Here is a 21,975-nt window from a genome sequence, read left to right on the forward strand (position 1 = left end):
CGCCATCAGCAGCGCGGCTTCCAGCGCAGGGCCTGGACCGGTCTGCCGTTCGATGGATCGGTCACTACCAGGGCGACCTCGCGCGCGCCGTCCAGGTCGCCTTCGTACTCAAGACGCACGGGCGCGCCCGTCGCCAGCTTGAACGGCCGCAGCTTGCGGTAGTCGCGCACGACGAAGTCATGCTTCAGCGTCCGCCCGGCGTTCTCGCCGCCGCCCACATAGCTGCTCAAGCCGTTCTCGCTGGCGGCCCAGTAGCCGGCCAGTTCCAGCGGCTGGGACGCCTGCGACGACAACTGTGCAATGAGCCGGCCGCCCTCGGCCTGCATCTCCACCGTCACACCCGCATCCACGGCGGCCGGGACGGGCGGCAGCGTGCGATCCCGTCCGTTCACCAGCACCTGGGGCGTGTAGATGGCGGGCGCTCCGCTGAAGGCCAGCGCCTCCTTCTGCCGCCGCGTGTAGGCGGCGCTGGCATAGCGGTCCTTCCAATGCTTGTCGTCGAAGTAGTCGACGTGGAAGGCCAGCGGCAGCAGGGACTTGTCGCCGGCTAACGTCGACACCCAGGCTTCGATGGGCGGGCAGGAGCTGCACTTCTCCGAGGTGTAAGTCTCGATCACAGTGGGCGGCGTGCCGCTGGCTTTCAGCGCACAGCTCTCGGCCGCCATGGCCGGCAAGGCCGCCGCGAGGACAGCCGCCAGCGCGACCACCAGCAAGGCCGCCGCCCATCCTTCAGAAGCGGTACGTCGCGTTGACATAGGCGAGCCTGCCGCGCGGGTCGTACAGCGACACGTCGTAGCCGTACTGGAACTGGTTGCTGACGAAGATATAGGTCGGCGGGTCCTTGTCGAGCAGGTTCTTGACGCCCAGCGTCAGCTGCAGGCCGCGCCAGCCTTTCCAGCTGAGCTGCGCGTCGTAGATCGCCTGGCTGGGCACGCGGTGGGCATTGCCGTTCAGGTCATCGCCGTCGCGATAGCCGGTGTAGTAGTTCTGCACCAGCGTGGCCGACCAGGCCCCTTTCGTCCACGTCGCGCTCAGCATGTGCTTCCAGCGCAGCACGACACCGCCGCCATTGGCGCCCAGCACCGGCGAGCCATCGCTCTCGACCGTCGTGCCGACCTTGTGCGACAGGAAGCCACCCGGGCTGGCCTCGTCGAACTTGCTCATATAGGTGCCGACGAGGTTCACGTCCAGGCGTCCCAAGGCAAAGGTGTCGCGCCACAGCAGATCGACGTCGAAGCCGGACAGCCTGGCGTCACCGGCATTGGTCAGGGCCGTCGTGATCTGCTGGATCTCGTTGGCCGGGCTGACCTTGACGAGGCCGGCATAGGCCGGGTCGCCGCGCCGGAAGCCCGACACCACCTCCTGAGCCGAGGGCGTGTTGATGATGTCCTTGAGGCGGATCTTGAAGAAGTCGACCGTGGCCGAGAACTGCTTGATGGGCGACAGCACGAAGCCCACCTGCTGCTGGCGCGATTTCTCGGGCTTGAGAGCCGGGTTGCCGCCCGCCAGCGCATTGACCTGCAGATCGGTCTGGCCCGTCGCGGGGTCGTCGAACTGCTCGGAGGAGCCCAGGGTCTGCGGTGTCCACAGGTCGACCAGCGTCGGCGCCCGGAAGCCCGTGCCGGCCGACGCGCGCAGCACCAGGCCGTCAGCCGCCCGCCAGCGCAGGCTGCCCTTGGTGTTGGTGGACGAGCCGACATCGTTGTAGCGGTCGTTGCGGGCCTCGATGGAGGCCTCGAGCGCCTTGAACACCGGCACGCTCAGCTCGCCAAACAAGGCCTTGACGTTGCGCGAGCGGTCGATAGGTGCCACCGAGCCGCCCAGGCCGGCGATGTCGCCGCTGAAGAGGGCGGCGGAAGGGTCGGTCTTGTAGGCCTCCTTGCGATATTGGAAGCCGACGGCGTACTGGGCCGCGCCGCCGGGCAAGGTGAAGGCCGGGCCGGTCACCTTGCCGTCCACGACGTCGGTCTTGGCCAGGCCGTTCAAGGTCTGGCCGGCGTAGGCCGTGGCCTTGAGCTTGTCGACCAGCTGTTGCGGCTGCTGTCCACCTGGCGCCCAGGGGTTCCAGAGGCTGTTGTTGGCGGGGTCGTTGATGACGGCCGCATAGCCAACCTGAGAGAAATAGCCGTTGACGGCCTGGCCCCTGAGCTTGCTCTCGTTGTGCGAGGCGGCCAGCTCGTAGTCATGCTCGCCGACATGGCCGCTGGCGCCCAGGGTGGCGCGGGTCTGGGTGCTGATGTCGGTGTTGATGCGGCTGCCCAGGGCCGATTCGCGCACCGTCACGGCCAGCGGTTTGCCGATGAGGTCGGTAAAGCCGCGCGACTGCAGATAGGCCGTGGGGTAGTTGGGGTTGCCGGGCAGCAGCAGCAGGGCCGGGTCCACATGCTTCTGTACGAACAGGTCGTCGGTCTCCAGGAAGGAGGCCCGTATGGGGCTGGATTGAAAGCTCTGCGTGACCTTGCTCTGGCCCCAGATCACGTCGGCGAAGACCTCGAGGTTGTCGCTGGCCTTCCAGGTCAGGTTGGCGGTGAGGTTCTTCAGCTCGCGGGTCGGGATGAGGCCGACATAGGGCGCACTGTCGAAGGAGCAGACCGGCGCACCCTGGTAGCCGCCGGCGGCGCGCTTGAACATGCCGATGCTGCTGCAGTCGACGGGGCTGCCGTAGCTGCTGTTGGGCGAGCGGAAGAAGCGGTAGCCCGGCGTACCCTCCACCTCCTGCAGCGTCTTGCCCGGGATCCAGGGGCCTTCGATATTGCCCTGGCCGGTGGCGCCGTTGGTGTAGAAGGGCGGCACATTGCCGCTGCGGGAGAAGTCGCGCTCGCGGCCGTAGAGGGCGTCCTCCTTCTCGTAGGCGGCCGACGCGACGACGCTGAAGCGGTCGGCGTCCAGGTCGCCGAAGCCGGCGACGACCGAGGCCTTGCGGTTCTTTCCGCCGCCGTCGCGCGTCGGCGCGCCGGTGGAGACGCCGACCTGCACGCCGTCGAAGGACTTGGTCAGGATGAAGTTGACGACACCGGCGACCGCGTCGCTGCCGTAGACGCCCGAGGCGCCGTCCTTGAGGATCTCCACGCGCTCGATGGCGGCCAGCGGGATGGTGTTGACGTTGACCGAGGCCTGGGCACCGCCGGGGAAGGGCGCGAGGCGCCGGCCGTTGACCAGCACCAGCGTGCGGTCGGCCGTCAGGCCGCGCAGCGAGACCGAGGACAGGCCGCCCGTCGATGCGCCCGCGCCCATCGCATTGGTCGTGGAGCCCATGCTCGACGCCGCCGAGATCGACGCCAGCAGCTGCTCGGTGCTGGTGGCGCCGGTCCGTGCGATATCGGCCTTGGTGATGATCTGTACCGGCAATGCCGTCTCGGAATCGACGCGCTTGATGGAGGAGCCCGTGACGACCACGCGCTCGAGCGGCTGCCCGGGCGCATCGGGCGTCTGCGCGAAGGCGCTCGCAGACAAGCTGATCGTGAAGAGGCTTCGAACCAGCAGGGCGATGGGTTGGAGGGGATGTTTCATGGCTGCACGTCGTCTCATGCGGTTGGGACGAGTCAGTCTGAGACGGCCCCCTGGCAGCGGACAGAGCCACTTGCCGAGCACTCAGTTGGAGCCAATTGCGGGCACAGGGAAAGCTCTCCGTGCCGGTCGTCATGGGCGAATCTAGGGGGGGCTGGAGGCGTCGCCCACCACATCGGCCAGGCATTCGCCCAGCATCGCCGTGGCCGCGTTGATCTGGGGCACCGACAGCGCGGCAAAGCCCATCAGCAACCCGGGGCAACGCGGCTGCTTCGTGAAGTGATGTTCCACCGCATGCAGGCCCAGGCCGCGCGATGTGGCGAGCGCGATCAGCGCGTTGAGATGGACGTAGCTGAGCTGCGGCATCCAGCAGATCAGGTGCATGCCGCCGCCGCTGTCGTCGATCTGCACGAGAGCCCCGCAGTGGGCTTGCAGGCCTGCCAGCAGCGCACGCCTGCGCTTCTTCAGTTCGAGGGTGGCGCGCTTGAGGTGGCGCACATAGGCGCCGGTCGAGATCAGGCGCGCCACCGCCGCCTGCTCCACGGCGCTGCAGCGCATGTCGGCCAGCATCTTGGCCTTGACCAAGTCGCGGCGCAGCGGCTCGGGCGCAATGATGTAGCCCAGCCGGATGGAGGGCAGCAGGGTCTTGGTGAAGGTGCCGATGTAGAGCACACGACCGCTCTCGTCCAGCGAGTGCAGCGCGGACGGCGGACGGCCGTCGAACTTGAACTCGCCGTCGTAGTCGTCCTCCAGGATCCAGAAGCCTTGGGTCGCCGCGCGCTCCAGCATGGCGGCCCGGCGCGGCAGTGACATCACCCGCCCGGACGGGAACTGGTGCGAAGGCGTCACATAGGCGAGCTTGACGCCCTTGCCGGGCATGGCCTCGACGACGATGCCTTCGTCGTCCACCGGCACATGACGGACCACCGCACCATGGGCCGTGAAGGCCTGGGTCGCCAGCTGGTAGTGCGGCTCCTCGAGCACCACCGTCTCGCCCTCGTCGACAAGGATGCGCGCGGCCAGCGCAATCGCCTGCTGGGTGCCGTTGACGATGATGACGTCGGCCGCGGTGCAGCGGATGCCGCGGTATTTGCCCAGGTGGTCGGCGATCTGTTGGCGCAGCTCCATCAGGCCCTGGGCCGGCGCACCGTGGGCGCCGGTGTGCTGCGCTGCGTGGATGAGGGCGCGCCGCCAGATGGTGAAGATGGCCACGTCCACCATGGGCTCGCCGTATTGCAGATTCCAGCGCAGCCCTTCCTCGCGCTTTTCCAGCGTCACCGGCGGCAGCGACCTTACGCGGCCGGCGTAGCGGCTTTGCGCCTGTACGGGCGGCGGTGCAGGCGCTGCCTGCTGCCGCGGCGGGCTGGCTGCAACGCGTGTGCCCGAGCCCGATTTCGCCACCGCGAACTGCTCGGCGCACAGCGACTCATAGGCGGCGATGACGGTGTTGCGCGACACGCCCAGCCGGGTGGCCAGGTCCCGTGTCGAGGGCAGGCGGGACCCGACGGCCAGGCGGCCGTCCTGTATGCCCTGCTTCAAGGCCCTGAGCACCTGCGCCTGCAGATCACCCACGCCGTCCAACGCGAGAAACATCCTTCACTCCAGCGGGTCTGACAGCGACGAAGGCGCGGCGCCCTGTGCCGTGGCAGCGTAGCAGGACAAGAGGCACGTTGCCCTTAAGCTCGGCGGACGCAGCCATCCGAGGTCAACGCCATGAAGAGTTTCGTCACCCTGCGGCGCCATGCGGCCTGCACGGCCGTACTGCTGCTGTCGATCTTGCAGCCCGCCAGGTCCGCGGAAAGCGGCGCCGTCATGGCGGCAATGCCTGCCTCGGCCAGCAGCACTCCGGCGCCTGTGGGTGGCGGCGTGCTGTTCTGGTCCTTCGAGCAGCAAAAGGCCGGCTATCCCCATATGGAGGACCAGTTCCCGACCCGGCTCGTGAAGCGCGGCGCGACGGTGACGCCGTTGCCGGTGGCCGACAAGCCGCTGGAGCTGACGTTCAAGGTCGCGGACCAGACCTGGACCGTCGACGACTACATGGCTCGCAACCGCGCTGCCGGCCTGCTGGTGCTGAAGGACGGCCGCGTCGTGCTCGAGCGCTACGGGCTCGGCCAGACGCCGCAGATGCGCTGGACCAGCTTCTCCGTCGCCAAGTCCTTCTCCTCGACCCTCGTTGGCGCCGCCATCCGCGAGGGCCGCATCAAGAGCCTCGACGACGCGATCACGGCCTACCTGCCGGGTCTCAAGGGCTCGGCCTACGAGGGCGTCACCATCCGGCAGCTCCTCAACATGACGTCGGGCGTGCGCTGGAATGAAGACTATGGCGACCCCAATTCCGACGTCGCCCGCTTCGCCAACGAGCCTTCGGTCAATGGCTCCGATCCGGTCGTGACCTATATGGCGCGGCTGCCGCGCGAAGCGGCGCCGGGCAGCAAATGGGTCTACAAGACGGGCGAGACCAATCTCGTCGGTTCGCTGGTGCGGGCGGCCACGGGCAGGACGCTGTCCGACTACCTGTCCGAGAAGGTCTGGCAGCCGCTGGGCATGGAGGGCGACGCCTACTGGATGCTCGACCGCTCCGGCGCCGAGATTGCGGGTTGCTGCCTCTCGGTCACGCTGCGCGACTATGGCCGCTTCGCGTTGTTCTTCATGCGCGGCGCACGCCTGCCCGACGGGCGGGCCCTGGTGCCGGACGGTTGGGTGGAGCAGGCGACCACCACGACGCGCGAAGCCACCGAGGTCCTGCAGGGCCGCGGTGGCTATGGGCTGCAATGGTGGACGACGCGCGGCAAGGCCTACCGGGCTTCGGGCATCTTCGGCCAGGGCCTATGGATCGACCCCGAGCTGAATCTCGTCGTGGTCACCCAGAGTGCCTGGCCGGGCGCCACCGACGCGCCGTCGGCCCTGGTGCGGCAGGCGCTGATCGATGCGATCACAGCGAAGTACCGGCAGCAGTGAGCCTGGCTTGAGCAGCAGCGTCTCTAGCCACAATGATGCGATGAACCTCTCCCGCCGAGTCGTCCTCCTCGCAGCCCTCGTCTCAACGCTGGCTGCTGCTGAGCCCGCCTATTTCCCGCCCCGTGGCGACTGGGCGCGAGCCGCGCCGGCGGCCGTGGGCCTGGATGCCGCGAAGCTGGCCGAGGCCATCGCCTATGCCCAGGCGCACGAGAACCCGGCACCGCGCGACCAGGGCCTGGCGCTGGCGCAGAGCTTCGGCAAGAACGAGCCTTTCTATGGCGGCCAGATCGGCCCGACGCGCGAGCGCGCCGCCATCAATGGCCTTGTCATCCGCCGCGGCAAGGTGGTGGCCGAGTGGGGCGACACGCGGCGTGTGGACATGTCGCACAGCATCACCAAGACCTTTCTGTCGACGGTGGTCGGCCTGGCCTGGCAACAAGGGCTGATCAAGAGCACCGACGACCGCGCGGCCGACGCCATGCCGCCTGGCGTCGACCTGTTCACCTCGGCCAAGAACGCGCCCATCAGCTGGGAGCATCTGTTGCGTCAGACCAGCGACTGGCAGGGCACGCTCTGGGGCAAGCCCGACTGGGCCGACCGTCCCGTCGGCAAGACGCCCGAGGACTGGCCCAACCGGCCCGTCTACGAGCCCGGCAGCCACTACAAGTACAACGATGTGCGCGTCAATGTGCTGGCCTATGCGGCCCTGCAGGTCTGGCGCCGGCCCCTGCCCGAGGTGCTGCGCGAGCAGGTCATGGACCCCATCGGTGCGTCCAGCCGCTGGCGCTGGTACGGCTATGACAACAGCTGGGTGGACCTGGACGGTGCCCGCGTGCAGTCGGTCTCGGGCGGCGGCCACTGGGGCGGCGGCCTTTTCATCGACGCCTGGGACATGGCGCGCTTCGGCTATCTGCATCTGCGCCAGGGCGAGTGGCAGGGCCGCCAGATCGTGTCGCGCGACTGGATTGCCAAGGCCCGCACGCCGGGGCCGGCCAATGACGAATACGGCTACTGCAACTGGTTCCTGAACACCGGCCGCAAGGCCCTGCCGGCGGCGCCCGAGAGCAGCGTGACCTTCCGCGGCAATGGCCAGAACATCATCTACGTCGACTGGGAGAACGACCTCGTCGCGGTGGTGCGCTGGATCGACAACGGGCCGGCGCTCAACGAGTTCACCGCCAGGCTGCTGGCCGCCGTGAAGCGCTGAAAAGCGCCAGACAGGTTCAGATCTTCAGCTGGGCGAAGGCGGCCTGCAGGCCGGCCACGCCGCCCACGCGCTGGTCGTTGATGAAGATCTGCGGCATCTGGCGCACCGACGGGCCGCACTTCTCGAAGAAGGCCATGCGCTGCTCGTCGTCGTCGATCTTGATCTCCTCGAAGGCCAGGCTGCGGGCCTTGAGCAGGCTTTTGGCGGTGTCGCACTGCGGGCAGGCGGACTTGGAATAGACGACGATCTTGAGTTGCATGGCCGAAGTCTAAGGGGCGTCGTTAGCATCAGGCTCTCGTGTCCTGACGGAGAAACCCCATGACCCTGCGTCGATCCGATGTCGTCCGCGCCGCTGCCGCCGCGCTGCTGGCCCCCTGGGCCCTGGGCGCCGGCGCTGCCGAAGAACCGCGCCGCAAACCCGACCTTGGCGACGCCGCCGAAGGCACTTACGAGGGCGATGTGATCTCCGATTCCAAGGGCTCGTCCAAGAGCGGCGTGACGCTGACGGTCACGCGCATAGCCAAGAACCTGGTGCGGGTCACGTCCAACTATCCGCGCCTGCCGGTGGTGGACGTGCCGCTGACGCTGGCCATGGGCAAGATCCTGCAGGCCCGCGGCGACAGCGTCTTCCTGCTCGACCGCTCGCAGTCGCCGGCCAAGCTGGACGTCAGCTTCTTGAACGAGGTGAGCTGGTCGGGGTTGCGACGCTCCTGACGCCAGTGCTCAGGAACCGATGACCGTCTTCAGTCGAGGAAGGTCCAGGTGACGGCGCCATCGAAGTGCCGCACATGGACGCCCTTCTGCAGCTCGGGGTCGAAGTTGTTCAGGTTGACGCCGTGCCGGCTGCCGGCTTCGGGGCCCAGCGGCTCCCAATGAGTCGGGCTGCCGCAATGGGCGCAGCGGATATTGCGCAGGGTCTTGTCACCCCAGATGTACTCGGCGGTGTTTTCGGGATGCCCCTCGACCTTGACCGTGCCGAATTCGTAGAAGGCCCAGAGCCCCCCGGTGCGGCGGCACAGCGAGCAGTTGCACTTGGTCGCCTTCTCGGGTGCGGAGGGCAGGGTCAGGCGTACGGCGCCGCAGTGGCAGCTGCCTTGCAGCAGGGAGGTGGCGTTCGAGGGCTTGTCCATGGTGGCTGACGATAGCGACGTTTGTCGACATGCGCGAGTTCAGATGAGGGGCCTGCGATGTCGCCGCGCTGCTCCGAGAACGACCAGACTGCCCATCGACAGCAGGGCCAGGGTGCTGGCCTCGGGGACTGTGGGAATCTGCGTCACGACGGAGACCGAGGCGACTGCCCCGGCGCCGGCGAAGCTGGCCGTCAAGTTGGCGTTCCCGAGTTGCAGCCCTGACAGCAGGACCGCCGATGAGAGCTGCCCGGCGGGGACGGTGGCCCCGCCGCCGCTGACGATCAGGATGGACGGATCGGAACTGACGATCTGGATGAAGGTGTCCGTGGCCACGGGTGCATCGAGCACCACCTGCAGCGGCACGGGCTCCGTCGGCGCATTGACGCTGCCCAGCAGGCTGAAGTTGCTGCCCATGTTGAAGCTGAAGGTCTCGGCGGCGGCCAGGCCGGATGTGCCCACCAGGGCGAGGACAGCGAGCTTCAGGATGTATTTCGCGATCTGCATGAGAGTCCCCTGAGTCGGCTCGGCACGCCGGCGACATGCCCGCGATCCGCTCGAGCCGGCCGCGACTCTAGGGAGGTCTCGAAGGCGGAACATCACCTCACCTCAATGGTCCGATCCTGCGTGCGATTTGCGTCTGACGCGCGAGCCCTTCAGGGCGCGGCTGCAATGGGCCGGCGCCTCACCATCATGTGCGAAGCCAGCGTCAGTCCGAGGCTGTCGTAGAAGGTCGCAGCGCCGACGTTGTCCCGGGTGGTCAGCAATTCCAGCCGGGACGCACCCTTGTCGGCCGCGATGTCGAGCAGACGCTGGACGACGGCCCGGCCCAGGCCCTGGCCGCGCGAGGCCGGGTCGAGCACCAGCACGTGCAGATACATGTCCAGCACGCCGCTGAACGGTCCCCACTTCCAGGAATGGACGGTGAGGCCGCAGGGCGTCTGCACGCCACGCCTGTGGACAAGATGGGCAACCGCCGCCGGCTGAGGGCCTGTCAGCGTGCGGGTCAGGAAGTCGTCGGTGGCCTTGACCTGAGGCACACCCTCGTCGCGGGCCAGCTGTTCCAGATAGGCGCGCACCCGTGGCATCTGGTCGGGTTGGGGCGGGAGGAGGTCGATCTCGGCGAGCGGCATGCCCGCAGTATCTGGTGCCTGGCCTAGCGGTAGCGATCGAAGGCCGGCCGGGCCAGGGCGGCCAGCATGGCCACGCCTGTGTAGTGGCCGACGAGCTGGGTGATCTCGATCAGCGCCGGCTCGTCGAAATGACTGCGCAGACGGGCCCAGGTCGCGTCGTCGACGTTCAGGCGCTGGACCAGGCCATCGACGAGTTCGAGGATGGCCAACAGCTCCGGGGTCCAGAGCGCCGCCTCGGGCATGTCTGCGCGCAGGTCGGCGATCTGCGCATCGGTGAGTCCCATGCGCCGCGAGATCGTCTGCTCGTGCAGATTGAACTCGTAGTCGCAGCGCGCCATGGCGCAGGTGCGCAGGATGACGGCCTCGCGCAGCGCCGGGGCCAGGCGCTTGCGGTCGGCCAGGCCGGTGGGACCGAGCAAGCCGCTGTCCACCATCTCCTTGAACAGCTCGCCATGGCGGGCCACGGTCAGAAAGATCTGCGGCGGCGGCATGCCGGCGGGCAGCAGGCGGTTCATGCGCTCGGCCAGGTCCGACGGCAGGGGCAGGGGTTGCGGGGCGATGCGAGGGGCAGAAGAAATGTTCATGCTTCGAAATCAGAAGCGTTGCGGTGGGCGGACTCTAGCCGCTGTTGCTTCTAAAATCAAAGCATGACCACAAAACGCCTCGCCAAGCTGGTGGCGGCCGGGGAGCCGGCCTCAGGGAAAGACGCGATCAATGCGGCCCTGGAGCTCTTCCATCGCCGCTGGACGCTGCGCATCCTGTGGGAGCTGCGCGGCGAAGACGCGAGCCTGAACTTCCGCGCCCTGCAGGCCGCCTGCGGCGACCTGTCGGCTTCGGTGCTGAACCAGCGCCTGGCGGAGTTGCGCCAAGCCCTGCTCGTCGAGCATGACGCGGGCAGCGGCTACCTGCTGGCGCCGCAGGGACGCTCGCTGCTGGTGGCCATAGAACCCCTGCTGCAATGGGCGCCCCGGTGGGCGCGTGAGGTGCAGAAGGCTGGCGCTTAGGCCGGAACTCGCACAGCGAGGCGCGCCTTCTCGATGGCTGCGATCAGCACTTCTTCCGAATAGGGCTTGCCCAGCAACTGGGTCACGCCGGCGGCCTGGGCCTGCTCCTGCTTGTCGTCGGAGGAGGTGATCATCAACACGGGCAGATGGGCCGTGGCCGCAGCAGCGCGCACCTGGCGGGTCAGCTCGAAGCCGTCGATGCCAGGCATCTCGACGTCGGTGATCAGCACATGGGGGCGCTCGGCAGCCATCAGTTCCAGGGCCTGTTCGCCGCTCTCGGCAAGGGCGACGCGGTAGGTCTGGCCGATCAGCAGCCGGCTGATCTTGACGCGGACGATCTTGGAATCGTCGGCGACCAGGACCAGGGTCTCGTCGGCGCGCAGTTCGCGGGTGTCTTGGGCGGCGACGGCCACTGCAGCTTCGGCCGCTGCACGTTCAGCAGCAGCCGCTGCAGCCGCTGCCTGACGGGCGGCCTCGGCGGCTTCGCGGGCCGCCTGCTCTTCCGCCTGGCGGCGAGCCGCGGCCACGCGTTCGGCTTCGGCCTGCGCGGCAGCCAGCGCCTCGGCTTCCCGGGCGGCGCGCTCGTCTTCCTGGCGCTGCAGCTCGGCGGCCTCGCGGGCGGCCTGCTCGCGGGCCAGGCGCTCGGCCTCGGCCTTCTGTTGAGCTTCCAGTTCAGCCTGGCGTCGTGCTTCGGCCTCGCGGGCGGCCGCTTCCTCGGCCAGGCGCCGGGCTTCGGCGCGTTCCTGGGCCAGGCGCTCGGCTTCCGCGGCTTCGGCCGCCTCACGGGCGGCCTTCTCTTCCGCTTCGCGAGCCAGCCGCTCGGTTTCGAGGCGTTCCGCCTCGGCGCGCTCTTCGGCCAGGCGGCGGGCCTCGGCGGCCTCGCGCGCAGCCTGGGCCTGGGCTTCCAGGCGGGCGGCTTCTTCCTGTTCGGCGCGGGCCCGTTCGGCCTCCAGCGCTTCTTCCTCGGCGCGCTGCTGGGCCAGGCGCTGGGCCACGGCGGCCTCGACCTCGCGCAGCGCCTGGGAGTCGGCATCCTGGCGCGCGGCCATCTCGGCCGACACATGCTGGGCGCGAGCGGCATGCTCGGCCTGATCCTGCATCAGGCGCTCGGCTTCGCGGCGCTGGGCGTCGGTGCGGGCCTTGTGTTGCCGGCGGCGGCCGAGCCAGAGCAGGAACAGCACGACGGCAGCCGCCAAGGCGGCCAGGGTCCAGGTCAACAGCTCGTTCATCTTCGGGGGCGTGCGGGACTACAAAAGTCGCACATCATCGCGCCACTGGGTGTCCGCTCGGCGAACAGGCCTTTCGAAGGGGGCGCCAGGTGGCGTCGTTTGTCACGCCACAGCGGGCGGATTTCAGCGCTGGGGCGGGGGCAGCAGGCCGGCCGTGCGGGCCACGCTGCCGGGTGCATCGTCCTCGCCGGGCACGAAAAGCGTCAGCACGACCGCCAGCACCGACACCACCAGGGTGACGGTGAACTTGAAGCGGGGCGACGTGGGCATGGACCCCATGGTGGGCCATGTCGGCGCGAGCCGCTCCCCCTAACTCGTTGGTAAATGCTGACGGCGTGTTGGCAGCAGTCGACGGAATTGCCCCGGCGTGGTGCCCAGCACCGCCTTGAAGCGCTGGCTGAGATGACTCGCACTGGCGTAGCCGCAGGCCGCGGCGATATCGGCCAGCGGCAGGTCGGTGTCGCCCAGCAGGGCTCGAGCCCGGTCCAGCCGGCGCGCCGCCACCCAGTCGTGCACGCTGCAGCCCATGGAGGCGCGGAACATGCGTGCGAAGTGGAATTCCGACAGATGGGCCTCGGCGGCCAGCCGCGGCAGGCTGAGTTCGGCGCCGTCGAGATGGGCATCGACGAACTCCAGCACACGCCGGCGCGCGACGCCCGAGAGGCCGCCTGCCGCGCGTTCGGCGCGTTGGCGTTGGCGCGGCTGGGCCGCCTGCAGCACGAGGTGGTCGAGGGCAGCCTGACTCAGGCCATCGATGCGAAAGCGCTCGGCCGGGTCCTGCCAGTCCAGCGCCGCGACGTCCTGGCCCCAGCGGGCCAGCACCGCGTCGGCACCAAAGATGCGCTGCTCCAGCGTGATGGCGCGCGGCTCGGCGTCCAGCAGGCGCACGGCGCGGTCGGCCCAGGCGGGGGCCGACAGGTAGAGGTGGACGAAGCGCAGCGGCCCGGCGACGTTCCAGTGCGACTCGTGCTCGGCCGGCAGGATGCAGTGGCAGCCCGGCGAGCCGGTCTCGCGCGGCGTCTCGATGAGGTGGGTGGCGTGGCCGCCCTGCAGATAGACCGACAGGGTGTGGTGGCCGGGCCGCTGGTAGTCCATGCGGCCGCCGTGGTTGTGCCATTGCACCAGGCGCAGGCCATCGGTGAGGGCGACTTCGCGTTCCCGGCGTGCGTTGGAGCGGCCCAGCACGTCGAAGACGGGCTCGTCAGCGGTGGCGCCGGCGGTCAGGGAAACCATGCCGGGATGCTAGGGCCGCGCGGCTTTCCCGTGTCGTGATGGGGTCGACGATGCGCAGGATTCTGCAATCACGCCCCGGCCGGGCACGCCATGCTGGCGGCATGAATGCCTTGCTGTATGTGCTCGTCGTCCTGATCTGGGGCACGACCTGGATCGCCCTGAAGTGGCAGCTCGGGCCCGTGCCCATCGCCCTGTCCATCGCCTACCGCTTCGCCCTGGCGGCCCTGTTGCTGTTCGCCTGGCTGGCCTGGCGGCGCCAACTGGTCGTGCCACGTGGGCGAGCGCTCACCTGGGTGCTGGCTCAGGGCCTGTGCCTGTTCTGCCTGAACTTCGTCTGCTTTCTGAACGCCAGCCAGACGGTGGCCAGCGGCCTGGTGGCCGTGGTCTTTTCCAGCGCGGCGCTGTGGAATGCGCTGCTGGCCCGCGTGGTGCATGGGCGGGCCATTGCGCCCCAGGTGCTCGCGGGTGGGGCGCTGGGCTTGGGCGGACTGGTGCTGCTGTTCTGGCCCGAGATCAGCGGCGGCCATGCCAGCGCCGTCGGCTTGGCCTGGGCCCTGGGCGGTACGTTGTGCTTCTCGACCGGCAATCTGCTGTCGGCGGCCCTGCAGGGTCAGGGGCTGAAGCCGGTGCAGACCAATGCCTGGGGCATGGCGGTCGGCACGACCATCCTGGCGGGCTATGCGCTGCTGGCCGGCGTGCCCTTTGCGTTCGACGCGAGCGCCCGCTATGTCGGCGCGCTGCTCTATCTGGCCATTCCCGGCTCGGTCATCGGCTTCACGGCCTATCTGACCCTGGTCGGGCGGCTGGGCCCGGAGCGGGCGGCCTACAGCACGGTGCTGTTCCCGGTCGTCGCGCTGAACGTGTCCGCCTGGGTGGAGGGCTACCAATGGACGGCACCGGCGCTGATGGGCTTGCTGCTGGTGATGGCAGGCAATGTGCTCGTGTTCAAGCGGCGCGCTGCAGTGCCGCCTCTTCAACATCGATCCGCACCACCGCGAGCCACGTGACCACCAGCACGGCGGGCAGCAGCGCCAGGAAGCCGATCTGCATGAACGCCGCGGCCCCGGCCATGGCGCCGGCGCCGAAGGCCAGCACCGGCCAGAGCAGCTTGCGCAGCCGCTCGCGCGTGCCGGGTGCGGCGCGGCGCAACGCCACGTCGGTGGCGTCGATGACGAGCTGGGTCACGTTGCCGGTCATCACGGTGTGTGGCGTCAACTTGGCGAGGGGCAGGCGGCCGGTGGCGTTCTGCACGCCCATGGCCGCTGCGCCCAGGCAGCCTGCCAGCAGCACCCAGGGCGCGTCGCTCTGCGGTGCCGGGTGGGCCACGAGGCCGGCCGCCATGAAGGCGATGAGCAGCACGGCCTGCGTGCCGAGCAGCCAGCGCTGCGACGTGCTCTGCCGCCCCTCGCAGACGAGTGCGATCAGCCGCGCGACGACGACGCCGGCGATGAACGCCGGGAAGGCCAGCAGCTTGAGCAGCACGCCGTGGCCCGGCCGGGCCAGCTCGGCGCCGATCAGCACGAAGTTGCCGGTGACGTGGGCCGTGAACAGGCCGAACAGGGCGACGAAGCCCAGCGTGTCGACATAGCCCGCGACGGCGGCGAGCAGCGGGGTGGCGCGGTTCGGTGCGATGGGCATGGTCAGAACGCGAAGCAGCTGCAGCCGAGGGCACCCCAGAAGCCGCGCACGTCTCGAGCGGGCGTCTCCCGGGCCAGGGTCGCACCGTGAGCATGGGCGTGCACGCCGCAGGCCTTGGCGCACAGGCAGTCGGCGCTGACCGATTGGAGGCGGCGGTAGTGGCCCGGCACGGTGGCGACGGGCGACCAGCTCGGCAGCACGGGCAGGGCCGGCGGGTCGAGGTCGCGGAACCGGTCTGCCGCGTGCACGACGCGGCCGCCCACGACGGTCAGCACCGACTCGATGCCGCCAATCTCGTCTTCCGGCACACGCAGGTAGTCTGCCGACAGCACGGCCAGGTCGGCCAGCTGCCCCACCTGGAGGCGGCCCTTTTTGCCTTGTTCGTTGGAGAACCAGGCGCTGCCCGCAGTCCACAGCTCCAGCGCGGCTTCGCGGCTGAGGCGCTGGGCGCCGGGGTAGAGCGTCAGGCCGCCGACCGTGCGGCCGGTGACCAGCCAGCTCAGCGCCGTCCAGGGGTTGTAGCTGGCCACGCGGGTGGCATCCGTTCCGCCGCCGACCGGCACGCCCATCTCCAGCATGCGGGCCACGGGCGGCGTCTGCTCGGCCGCCTTCGCGCCGTAGCGTCCGACGAAGTACTCGCCCTGGAAGGCCATGCGGTGCTGGATGGCAATGCCGCCGTTGAGGGCCTTGACCCGCTCGATGTTGCGCGCGCTGATGGTCTCGGCGTGGTCGAACATCCAGTGCAGGCCATCGAAGGGGACGTCGCGGTTCACCTTCTCGAACACGTCCAGCATGCGACTGATGGACTCGTCATAGGTGGCGTGTAGGCGGAACGGCCAGCGGTGCTCGACGAGGTGGCGCACGACGGCCTCGAGCTGGCCTTCCACGTCGGGCGCGAGCTCGGGGCGGGGCTCCAGGAAGTCCTCGAAGTCGGCCGCCGAGAACACCAGCATCTCGCCGGCGCCGTTGTGGCGCAGGAAGTCGCTGCCGTCACCGGGCTTGACCTGCGAGGTCCAGCTCTTGAAGTCGTCCAGCTCCATGCCCTTGCGCTGCGTGAACAGGTTGTAGGCGATGCGCACCGTGAGCTGGCCCTCGTCGGCGAGTTTCTGGATGATCTGGTAGTCGTCGGGGTAGTTCTGGAAGCCGCCGCCGGCGTCGATGGCGCTGGTCACGCCCAGGCGGTTCAGCTCGCGCATGAAGCGGCGTGTTGAGTTGATCTGCGCCTCGGGCTCCAGCTTGGGGCCCTTGGCGAGCGTGGCGTAGAGCAGCATCGCGTTGGGCCGGGCGATCAGCAGGCCGGTGGGGTTGCCGGCCGCGTCGCGCTGGATCTCGCCGCCCGGCGGGTTGGGCGTGTCGCGGTTGTAGCCCACGGCGCGCAGCGCGGCGGCGTTGAGCAGCGCGCGGTCGTAGAGATGCAGGATGAAGACCGGCGTGTCGGGCGCGGCGGCATTGATCTCGGCCAGCGTGGGCATGCGGCGCTCGGCAAACTGGAACTCGGTCCAGCCACCCACCACGCGCACCCACTGCGGGTGCGGCGTGCGCTGCGCCTGGGCCTTGAGCATGGCCAGCGCGTCGGCCAGCGACGGCACGCCTTCCCAGCGCAGTTCGAGGTTGTAGTTGAGGCCGCCGCGGATCAGGTGCAGGTGGCTGTCGTTCAGGCCGGGGATGGCGCGGTGGCCTTGCAGGTCGACGACGCGCGTGGCCGGGCCGGCCTCGCGCATCACGTCGGCGCGGTCACCGATGGCGCTGAAGACGCCGTCGGTGATGGCGACGGCCTCGGGGTTGGGCACGGCGCGGTCCAGCGTCGTGAAGCGGCCGTTGACGAAGATCAGGTCGGCGGGCATGGGCTCACTCGCGGGTGGCGTGGATGGACGGGCCCTGGATCATCCGCTTGGCCAGCGGTACGGCCTGCTCGCCGGCCAGGATGCCCAGCAGGCCCAGCAGCGCGATGACCGGCGGTGCCGGCGAGCGCACGCCCAGCAGCCCGTAGATGATGCCGACCAGCAGGCCGGCACCGAGGGACAAGAGGTAGACCTTCATGGTGCCGGCTCCTGGCTGTGCGTGAGGCGTTCAGCCTTCGTGGCCGCCAAACATCGTCTGCGCATAGGTGATGCCCAGGCCGTAGGCGCCACCCAGCTTCTTGGCGATGCCGGTGGTCTGCTCATAGGTCTCGGTGCGGGCCCAGTCGCGCTGCAGCTCCAGCAGGTATTGCACCGACGTGATCGGGCGGGCGCCGGCCTGGATCATGCGTTGCATGGCGCGCTCGTGAGCTTCCACGGACACGTCGCCCGAGGCGTCAGCCACGACATAGGCCTCGAAGCCCTGGTCAATGGCCGACAACACCGGGCCGACGATGCACACCGACGTCCACAGGCCGGCGAAGACGATGCGGCCCTTGCCGATGCGGTTGACTTCCTGGATGACGTTGACATCTTCCCAGGTGTTCATCGACGTGCGGTCGATGGCGGCCTGGCCGGGGAAGGCGGCCTTGATCTCGTCGAACATCGGGCCCGAGAAGCTCTTCTCGGCCACCGTCGTCAGGAGGGTGGGCACCTTGAATTCGGCCGCAGCGTGGGCCACCAGGCCGGCGTTGTTGCGCAGCAGCGTGGCGTCGATGGAGTGGGTGGCGAAGGCCATCTGCGACTGGTGATCGATCAGGACCAGCGCGTGGTCGGTCGGGTTCAGCAGGGATTGGGCGGGCTTGGCGGTGGCGATGGGCATGAGGGCGTCCTGGAGTTGGTCAAAAATTTGAACTGCAAGCTGCCTTCGGGAATTCCTCAGGCGTGCCGCTACTCTAGGCAGGCCGCCCGGGTGAAGATAGCGATGCTTTCTCATCGACTTGATCAAATAATCTGACCAATGAAACTCAGCCTGGAAGTGCTGATGGTGCTGGACGCCATCGACCGCCGCGGCAGCTTCGCGGCGGCCGCCGAGGAGCTGCACCGCGTCAGCTCGGCCATCAGCTACCAGGTGCAGAAGCTCGAGTCCGACCTCGGCGTGACGCTGTTCGACCGCAGCGGCCACCGCGCCGTGCTGACGCCGACCGGCCGACTGATGGTGGACGACGGCCGCCAGCTGCTGCGCGCCGCCCAGGCGCTGGAGGTGCGCGCGCTGCGCATGGAGCGGGGCTGGGAGACGACGCTGCGCATCGCGGCGGACGTGACCGTCCCCTTCGCGCTGCTGGTGCCAGAGGCCGCGCGCTTTGCGGGCGATCACCCCGAGACCGAACTGCGCTTCAGCCGCGAGGTGCTGGGCGGCTGCTGGGATGCACTCGTCACGCGCCGGGCCGACCTGGCCGTGGGTGCGGTGGGCGAGCCGCCGGCGGGCGTGGGCCTGTCGGTGCGTCCGCTGGGCGAGCTGGAGGTGGCCTTCTGCGTGGCGCCGGGTCACCCGCTGGCCGATGCGCCCGAACCGCTGACCTGGGAGCAGATTCAGCCACACCGTGTCGTCAGCATGGCGGACAGTTCACACCGCCTGCCAGCACGCAGCCTCAACGTGGCAGCCGGCCAGCCGGCGCTGAGCGTGCCCGACCTGGACGCCAAGCTCCAGGCCCAGCTCGCCGGCCTGGGCTGCGGCCACCTGCCGCTGTGCATCGCGCAGCCGCACCTGGACGCGGGCCGGCTGCGCTGCAAGAGCCTGGCCGAGGCGCGGCCACCGCAGCGCTTTCATCTGGCCTGGCGCACGGCGGACAACGGGCCGGCCTTGAGCTGGTGGCGGGAGCGGCTGAACCGGCCGGATTTCATCTCGGCCGAGGTGATTGCTGCCCAGATGTGATCAGGCTTTCTTGCGCTCCAGCAGCGCCATCGCCTCACCCACCAGCCCGCGCCTGAAGGCCAGCACGCAGACGATGAAGATCAGCCCGGTGACGAGGCTGACCGATTCGCCCAGGCTGTTGAACCAGGCCACGCCGGTCAACTCGCCCAGCCAGTTGCCGAAGTCGCCGATCTTGTTCTCCAGAGCAATGATGACGAGGGCGCCGACCATGGGGCCCACGAGGGTGCCCATGCCGCCCACCAGCGTCATCAGGATGACGAGGCCGGAGGTGGTCCAGATCGCGTCGGTCAGCGTCGCAAAGCCCAGCACCAGGGTCTTGGTGGCGCCGGCCAGGCCCGCCAGGGCCGCGGACAGCACGAAGGCCAGCAGCTTGAAGTGGGCGGTGTCGTAGCCCAGCGACGTCGCGCGGGCCTCGTTCTCGCGGATGGAGGTCAGCACCTGGCCGAAGGGCGAATGGACGATGCGGTAGATCAGCCAGAAGGCGGCGATGAAGATGCCGAGCACGACGTAGAACAGCGTCAGGTCGCTGTGCAGGTCCAGCCCGAGGAAGCTGCCGCGCGGCACCGACTGCAGGCCGTCTTCCCCGCCCGTGAAGGGCGCCTGCAGGAAGAAGAAGTACAGCATCTGGGCCAGGGCCAGCGTGATCATCGAGAAGTAGATGCCCGAGCGGCGGATGGCCAGCAGGCCAAACACCAGCCCCACGGCGGCTGCGCCGGCCATGCCGGCGATGAGACCGACCGGCGTCGGCAGGCCCCAGACCTTGAGCGCATGGCCGCAGACATAGCCGGCCGTTCCCAGGAAGGCCGCGTGGCCGAAGGACAGCAGGCCCGTGAAGCCCACCAGCAGGTTGAAGGCGCAGGCGAACAGCGCGTAGCAGAGCACCTTCATGACGAAGACGGGATAGACGCCCAGCGCCGGCAGCAGCGCGATGCCGATGAAGAGGGCGGCGTAGCCGATGAGCTTCTTGTTGTCGTTCATTTCTCTTTTCCGAACAGCCCGGCCGGACGGACGAGAAGCACGATGGCCATGACGACGAAGACGACGGTGTTGGACGCCTCGGGATAGAAGACCTTGGTCAGGCCCTCGACGATGCCCAGGCCCAGGCCGGTCAGGATGGAGCCGAGGATGGAGCCCATGCCGCCGATGACGACGACGGCGAAGACCACAATGATGAGGTTGGAGCCCATCAGCGCCGACACCTGCAGGATGGGTGCGGCCAGCACGCCGGCAAAGGCCGCCAGGGCCACGCCGCCGGCATAGGTCAGCGTCACCATGCGCGGCACATTGATGCCGAAGGCCTGCACCAGCTTGGGGTTCTCGGTGCCGGCGCGCAGCTTGGCGCCCAGCGACGTCTTCTCGATCAGCGCCCACACCGCAAAGCAGACGATCAACGAAGCAACCACCACCCAGCCGCGGTAGTTGGGCAGGATCATGAAGCCGAGGTTGGTGGCGCCCTGCAGCGCGTCGGGCACCTGGTAGGGCTGGCCCGAGACGCCGTAGACGCTGCGGAACACGCCTTCGATGACCAGGGTGATGCCGAAGGTCAGCAGCAGGCCGTAGAGGTGGTCCAGCTTGTAGAGCCACTGCAGCATCGTGCGTTCGATGACGATGCCGATGAGGCCGACGGCGAAGGGCGCGAGACCGAGCATGAACCAGTAGTTCAGCCCCAGGTATTCCAGCCCCATCCAGGCGAAGAAGGCCCCCATCATGTACAGCGCCCCGTGGGCGAAGTTGATGATGTTGAGCATGCCGAAGATGACCGCCAGGCCCAGGGACAGCATCGCGTAGAACGAGCCGTTGACCAGGCCGAGCAGCAGCTGACCCAAGAGGGCCGGCAGGGGAATACCAAACAGTTCTGTCATGTCACGCTTGTCTCAGGAATAGGCCACAGAGACACAGAGGCACGGAGAGAGCAGCAAAGGGAATTCCTCCGTGTCTCTGCGCCTCTGTGGCTGTGTTCATTTCTTCACCAGCGGGCACTTCGAGTCGGCGAGTTTGGTGAAAGCCTCGTCGCCCGGGATCTTGGTCACGACCTTGTAGTAGTCCCACGGTTCCGTCGATTCCTTCACCGACTTCACCTGCATCAGGAACATGTCATGGATGCCGCGGCCGTCTTCCTTGCGGATGGTGCCAGTCGTGTAGAAGTCCTTGATCGGCGTGTCCTTCATCTTGGCGATGACCTTGTCGGCGTCGTCGGTCTTGGTCGCCTCGACGGCCTTCAGGTAGTGCATCACGGCCGAGTAGTCGGCGGCCTGCAGCGACGAGGGCATGCGCTTCATCTTCTCGAAGAAGCGGCGGCTCCAGGCGCGGGCCTCGGGGCTCTGGTTCCAGTACCAGGAGTCGGTCAGGTACATGCCCTCGGTGGTCTTCAGGCCCAGGGAGTGCACGTCGTTGATGAACATCAGCAGGCCGGCGAGCTTCATGCCCTTGGTGATGCCGAACTCGTTGGCGGCCTTGACGGCGTTGATGGTGTCGCCGCCAGCGTTCGCCAGGCCCAGGATCTGGGCGCCCGAGCCTTGGGCTTGCAGCAGGAAGCTGGAGAAGTCGCTGGCGTTCAGCGGGTGCTTGACGCTGCCCTTGACCGTGCCGCCGTTCTTCTGCACAACGGCCGTGGTGTCGGCCTGCAGGGCCGCGCCGAAGGCGTAGTCGGCGGTCAGGAAGTACCAGTTCTTGCCGCCCGCCTTGGTCACTGCGCCGCCGGTGCCGTTGGCCAGGGCCACGGTGTCGTAGGCGTAGTGGATGGTGTAGGGCGTGCAGTTGGCATTGGTCAGCGCCGAGCTGCCGGCGCCAATGGAGATGAAGGGCTTCTTCTTCTCGGCCGCGACGGTGGCCATGGCCAGGTTGGCGCCCGAGTTGGTGCCGCCGATCAGCAGATCCAGGCCCTGGGTGTCGATCCACTCGCGTGCCTTGGCCGAGGCGACGTCGGCCTTGTTCTGGTGGTCGGCAAAGATCAGCTCGACCTTCTTGCCGGCGGTCATGCCCTTCAGGTCGGCAATGGCCATCTTGATGGCCTCGACACCGCCGGCGCCGTCGATGTCCGCGTAGACGCTGGACATGTCGGTCAGGAAGCCGATCTTGATGACGTCGCCCGAGATCTGCGCCTGGGCGCCAAAGCCGCAGGCGGCCAGTGTTGCGGCAATGAGGGTCTTCTTCATGATGTCTCCA

At 68.5% G+C, this 21,975-nt stretch carries 23 protein-coding genes and 1 pseudogene; 6 read left to right on the top strand and 18 right to left on the bottom strand.

Annotated features, from left to right (window positions below; translation table 11 throughout):
* Positions 1 to 5 precede the first annotated feature (5 nt).
* The 3 genes from ACS5PN_RS14475 to ACS5PN_RS14485 form a co-directional block, all read right to left on the bottom strand.
* Positions 6 to 755, bottom strand: coding sequence for a DUF1223 domain-containing protein (locus tag ACS5PN_RS14475; RefSeq protein WP_439464670.1), 750 nt, complete (start codon positions 753 to 755; stop codon positions 6 to 8).
* Positions 730 to 3,510: a TonB-dependent receptor gene (locus ACS5PN_RS14480; protein WP_439464671.1), complete on the bottom strand. Its 2,781-nt coding sequence runs from the start codon at positions 3,508 to 3,510 to the stop codon at positions 730 to 732. The genes ACS5PN_RS14475 and ACS5PN_RS14480 overlap by 26 nt, the downstream gene beginning before the upstream one ends.
* A gap of 141 nt (positions 3,511 to 3,651) precedes the next feature.
* Positions 3,652 to 5,100: a PLP-dependent aminotransferase family protein gene (locus tag ACS5PN_RS14485; protein WP_439464672.1), complete on the bottom strand. Its 1,449-nt coding sequence runs from the start codon at positions 5,098 to 5,100 to the stop codon at positions 3,652 to 3,654.
* Between the two features lie 120 nt (positions 5,101 to 5,220).
* Here ACS5PN_RS14485 and ACS5PN_RS14490 point away from each other — a divergent pair, with 120 nt between their 5' ends.
* Together ACS5PN_RS14490 and ACS5PN_RS14495 are read left to right on the top strand one after the other, a co-directional pair.
* Positions 5,221 to 6,465: a serine hydrolase domain-containing protein gene (locus tag ACS5PN_RS14490; RefSeq protein ID WP_439464673.1), complete on the top strand. Its 1,245-nt coding sequence runs from the start codon at positions 5,221 to 5,223 to the stop codon at positions 6,463 to 6,465.
* 40 nt (positions 6,466 to 6,505) lie between these two features.
* Complete coding sequence (locus tag ACS5PN_RS14495; RefSeq protein ID WP_439464674.1) at positions 6,506 to 7,672, top strand: serine hydrolase domain-containing protein; 1,167 nt, start codon at positions 6,506 to 6,508, stop codon at positions 7,670 to 7,672.
* Positions 7,673 to 7,688: 16 nt separating this feature from the next.
* On the opposite strand, the gene ACS5PN_RS14500 is transcribed toward ACS5PN_RS14495, so the two are convergent.
* Positions 7,689 to 7,931 (bottom strand): glutaredoxin family protein, encoded by a 243-nt coding sequence (locus ACS5PN_RS14500; protein WP_439464675.1) that lies wholly within the window; start codon positions 7,929 to 7,931, stop codon positions 7,689 to 7,691.
* A 59-nt stretch (positions 7,932 to 7,990) separates the two neighbouring features.
* Between ACS5PN_RS14500 and ACS5PN_RS14505 the strand changes: the two genes are divergently transcribed.
* Positions 7,991 to 8,386, top strand: a complete 396-nt coding sequence (locus ACS5PN_RS14505; protein ID WP_439464676.1) for a hypothetical protein — start codon at positions 7,991 to 7,993, stop codon at positions 8,384 to 8,386.
* Between the two features lie 29 nt (positions 8,387 to 8,415).
* Here ACS5PN_RS14505 and ACS5PN_RS14510 read toward each other — a convergent pair whose 3' ends face one another.
* The 4 genes from ACS5PN_RS14510 to ACS5PN_RS14525 form a co-directional block, all read right to left on the bottom strand.
* Positions 8,416 to 8,802 carry a GFA family protein gene (locus tag ACS5PN_RS14510; protein WP_439464677.1) on the bottom strand — a complete coding sequence of 129 codons (387 nt, stop codon included), beginning with the start codon at positions 8,800 to 8,802 and terminating at the stop codon, positions 8,416 to 8,418.
* Between the two features lie 39 nt (positions 8,803 to 8,841).
* A complete protein-coding gene (locus ACS5PN_RS14515; RefSeq protein ID WP_439464678.1) occupies positions 8,842 to 9,306 on the bottom strand; it encodes a PEP-CTERM sorting domain-containing protein in 465 nt (154 codons plus the stop codon).
* 149 nt (positions 9,307 to 9,455) lie between these two features.
* On the bottom strand, positions 9,456 to 9,932 hold the full coding sequence (locus tag ACS5PN_RS14520; RefSeq protein WP_439464679.1) for a GNAT family N-acetyltransferase: 477 nt from the start codon (positions 9,930 to 9,932) through the stop codon (positions 9,456 to 9,458).
* A gap of 23 nt (positions 9,933 to 9,955) precedes the next feature.
* Complete coding sequence (locus ACS5PN_RS14525) at positions 9,956 to 10,516, bottom strand: carboxymuconolactone decarboxylase family protein (RefSeq protein ID WP_439464680.1); 561 nt, start codon at positions 10,514 to 10,516, stop codon at positions 9,956 to 9,958.
* 63 nt (positions 10,517 to 10,579) lie between these two features.
* Between ACS5PN_RS14525 and ACS5PN_RS14530 the strand changes: the two genes are divergently transcribed.
* Positions 10,580 to 10,936 carry a winged helix-turn-helix transcriptional regulator gene (locus ACS5PN_RS14530; RefSeq protein WP_439464681.1) on the top strand — a complete coding sequence of 119 codons (357 nt, stop codon included), beginning with the start codon at positions 10,580 to 10,582 and terminating at the stop codon, positions 10,934 to 10,936.
* Here the strand turns inward: ACS5PN_RS14530 and ACS5PN_RS14535 are convergent.
* From ACS5PN_RS14535 to ACS5PN_RS14545, 3 genes are all read right to left on the bottom strand, one after another.
* Positions 10,933 to 12,165 carry a response regulator gene (locus ACS5PN_RS14535; RefSeq protein ID WP_439464682.1) on the bottom strand — a complete coding sequence of 411 codons (1,233 nt, stop codon included), beginning with the start codon at positions 12,163 to 12,165 and terminating at the stop codon, positions 10,933 to 10,935. The two genes, ACS5PN_RS14530 and ACS5PN_RS14535, sit on opposite strands and share 4 nt — an antisense overlap.
* A 123-nt stretch (positions 12,166 to 12,288) precedes the next feature.
* Entirely contained in the window at positions 12,289 to 12,435 is a 147-nt protein-coding gene (locus ACS5PN_RS14540) for a hypothetical protein (protein ID WP_439464683.1), read from the bottom strand.
* Positions 12,436 to 12,474: 39 nt separating this feature from the next.
* Positions 12,475 to 13,398 (bottom strand): helix-turn-helix domain-containing protein, encoded by a 924-nt coding sequence (locus ACS5PN_RS14545; protein ID WP_439464684.1) that lies wholly within the window; start codon positions 13,396 to 13,398, stop codon positions 12,475 to 12,477.
* Between the two features lie 101 nt (positions 13,399 to 13,499).
* On the opposite strand from ACS5PN_RS14545, the gene ACS5PN_RS14550 reads away from it, so the two are divergent.
* Complete coding sequence (locus ACS5PN_RS14550) at positions 13,500 to 14,405, top strand: DMT family transporter (RefSeq protein ID WP_439464685.1); 906 nt, start codon at positions 13,500 to 13,502, stop codon at positions 14,403 to 14,405.
* Here ACS5PN_RS14550 and ACS5PN_RS14555 read toward each other — a convergent pair.
* From ACS5PN_RS14555 to ACS5PN_RS14570, 4 genes and pseudogenes are all read right to left on the bottom strand, one after another.
* Complete coding sequence (locus ACS5PN_RS14555) at positions 14,344 to 15,036, bottom strand: YoaK family protein (protein WP_439464686.1); 693 nt, start codon at positions 15,034 to 15,036, stop codon at positions 14,344 to 14,346. The genes ACS5PN_RS14550 and ACS5PN_RS14555 overlap by 62 nt on opposite strands.
* Before the next feature lie 2 nt (positions 15,037 to 15,038).
* On the bottom strand, positions 15,039 to 16,880 hold the full coding sequence (locus ACS5PN_RS14560; RefSeq protein WP_439464687.1) for an amidohydrolase: 1,842 nt from the start codon (positions 16,878 to 16,880) through the stop codon (positions 15,039 to 15,041).
* Positions 16,881 to 16,896: 16 nt separating this feature from the next.
* Positions 16,897 to 17,076 (bottom strand): annotated as a pseudogene (locus tag ACS5PN_RS14565) (DUF1427 family protein); the annotation flags it as partial.
* Positions 17,077 to 17,106: 30 nt separating this feature from the next.
* Entirely contained in the window at positions 17,107 to 17,757 is a 651-nt protein-coding gene (locus ACS5PN_RS14570; protein WP_439464688.1) for a hydrolase, read from the bottom strand.
* 138 nt (positions 17,758 to 17,895) lie between these two features.
* Between ACS5PN_RS14570 and ACS5PN_RS14575 the strand changes: the two genes are divergently transcribed.
* Entirely contained in the window at positions 17,896 to 18,810 is a 915-nt protein-coding gene (locus ACS5PN_RS14575; RefSeq protein WP_439464689.1) for a LysR family transcriptional regulator, read from the top strand.
* Here the strand turns inward: ACS5PN_RS14575 and ACS5PN_RS14580 are convergent, their stop codons facing one another.
* From ACS5PN_RS14580 to ACS5PN_RS14590, 3 genes are all read right to left on the bottom strand, one after another.
* Positions 18,811 to 19,788: a branched-chain amino acid ABC transporter permease gene (locus ACS5PN_RS14580; RefSeq protein ID WP_439464690.1), complete on the bottom strand. Its 978-nt coding sequence runs from the start codon at positions 19,786 to 19,788 to the stop codon at positions 18,811 to 18,813.
* Positions 19,785 to 20,672: a branched-chain amino acid ABC transporter permease gene (locus tag ACS5PN_RS14585; RefSeq protein ID WP_439464691.1), complete on the bottom strand. Its 888-nt coding sequence runs from the start codon at positions 20,670 to 20,672 to the stop codon at positions 19,785 to 19,787. The genes ACS5PN_RS14580 and ACS5PN_RS14585 overlap by 4 nt, the downstream gene beginning before the upstream one ends.
* A 96-nt stretch (positions 20,673 to 20,768) precedes the next feature.
* Positions 20,769 to 21,965, bottom strand: a complete 1,197-nt coding sequence (locus tag ACS5PN_RS14590) for an ABC transporter substrate-binding protein (protein WP_439464692.1) — start codon at positions 21,963 to 21,965, stop codon at positions 20,769 to 20,771.
* Positions 21,966 to 21,975 lie beyond the last annotated feature (10 nt).

The sequence above is a fragment of the Roseateles sp. NT4 genome (genome assembly GCF_051857475.1).
Classification (GTDB): domain Bacteria; phylum Pseudomonadota; class Gammaproteobacteria; order Burkholderiales; family Burkholderiaceae_C; genus Pelomonas.

Excerpts from the sequence above, each read along its gene's own strand:
- ACS5PN_RS14525 (WP_439464680.1), bottom strand. The coding sequence starts at position 10,516 with ATGAACATTTCTTCTGCCCCTCGCATCGCCCCGCAACCCCTGCCCCTG.
- ACS5PN_RS14560 (WP_439464687.1), bottom strand. The coding sequence starts at position 16,880 with ATGCCCGCCGACCTGATCTTCGTCAACGGCCGCTTCACGACGCTGGAC.
- ACS5PN_RS14550 (WP_439464685.1), top strand. The coding sequence starts at position 13,500 with ATGAATGCCTTGCTGTATGTGCTCGTCGTCCTGATCTGGGGCACGACC.
- ACS5PN_RS14545 (WP_439464684.1), bottom strand. The coding sequence starts at position 13,398 with ATGGTTTCCCTGACCGCCGGCGCCACCGCTGACGAGCCCGTCTTCGAC.
- ACS5PN_RS14500 (WP_439464675.1), bottom strand. The coding sequence starts at position 7,931 with ATGCAACTCAAGATCGTCGTCTATTCCAAGTCCGCCTGCCCGCAGTGC.
- ACS5PN_RS14580 (WP_439464690.1), bottom strand. The coding sequence starts at position 19,788 with ATGAACGACAACAAGAAGCTCATCGGCTACGCCGCCCTCTTCATCGGC.
- ACS5PN_RS14530 (WP_439464681.1), top strand. The coding sequence starts at position 10,580 with ATGACCACAAAACGCCTCGCCAAGCTGGTGGCGGCCGGGGAGCCGGCC.
- ACS5PN_RS14515 (WP_439464678.1), bottom strand. The coding sequence starts at position 9,306 with ATGCAGATCGCGAAATACATCCTGAAGCTCGCTGTCCTCGCCCTGGTG.
- ACS5PN_RS14475 (WP_439464670.1), bottom strand. The coding sequence starts at position 755 with ATGTCAACGCGACGTACCGCTTCTGAAGGATGGGCGGCGGCCTTGCTG.
- ACS5PN_RS14585 (WP_439464691.1), bottom strand. The coding sequence starts at position 20,672 with ATGACAGAACTGTTTGGTATTCCCCTGCCGGCCCTCTTGGGTCAGCTG.
- ACS5PN_RS14570 (WP_439464688.1), bottom strand. The coding sequence starts at position 17,757 with ATGCCCATCGCCACCGCCAAGCCCGCCCAATCCCTGCTGAACCCGACC.
- ACS5PN_RS14505 (WP_439464676.1), top strand. The coding sequence starts at position 7,991 with ATGACCCTGCGTCGATCCGATGTCGTCCGCGCCGCTGCCGCCGCGCTG.
- ACS5PN_RS14535 (WP_439464682.1), bottom strand. The coding sequence starts at position 12,165 with ATGAACGAGCTGTTGACCTGGACCCTGGCCGCCTTGGCGGCTGCCGTC.
- ACS5PN_RS14540 (WP_439464683.1), bottom strand. The coding sequence starts at position 12,435 with ATGCCCACGTCGCCCCGCTTCAAGTTCACCGTCACCCTGGTGGTGTCG.
- ACS5PN_RS14480 (WP_439464671.1), bottom strand. The coding sequence starts at position 3,510 with ATGAAACATCCCCTCCAACCCATCGCCCTGCTGGTTCGAAGCCTCTTC.
- ACS5PN_RS14485 (WP_439464672.1), bottom strand. The coding sequence starts at position 5,100 with ATGTTTCTCGCGTTGGACGGCGTGGGTGATCTGCAGGCGCAGGTGCTC.
- ACS5PN_RS14495 (WP_439464674.1), top strand. The coding sequence starts at position 6,506 with ATGAACCTCTCCCGCCGAGTCGTCCTCCTCGCAGCCCTCGTCTCAACG.
- ACS5PN_RS14590 (WP_439464692.1), bottom strand. The coding sequence starts at position 21,965 with ATGAAGAAGACCCTCATTGCCGCAACACTGGCCGCCTGCGGCTTTGGC.
- ACS5PN_RS14520 (WP_439464679.1), bottom strand. The coding sequence starts at position 9,932 with ATGCCGCTCGCCGAGATCGACCTCCTCCCGCCCCAACCCGACCAGATG.
- ACS5PN_RS14555 (WP_439464686.1), bottom strand. The coding sequence starts at position 15,036 with ATGCCCATCGCACCGAACCGCGCCACCCCGCTGCTCGCCGCCGTCGCG.
- ACS5PN_RS14490 (WP_439464673.1), top strand. The coding sequence starts at position 5,221 with ATGAAGAGTTTCGTCACCCTGCGGCGCCATGCGGCCTGCACGGCCGTA.
- ACS5PN_RS14575 (WP_439464689.1), top strand. The coding sequence starts at position 17,896 with ATGAAACTCAGCCTGGAAGTGCTGATGGTGCTGGACGCCATCGACCGC.
- ACS5PN_RS14510 (WP_439464677.1), bottom strand. The coding sequence starts at position 8,802 with ATGGACAAGCCCTCGAACGCCACCTCCCTGCTGCAAGGCAGCTGCCAC.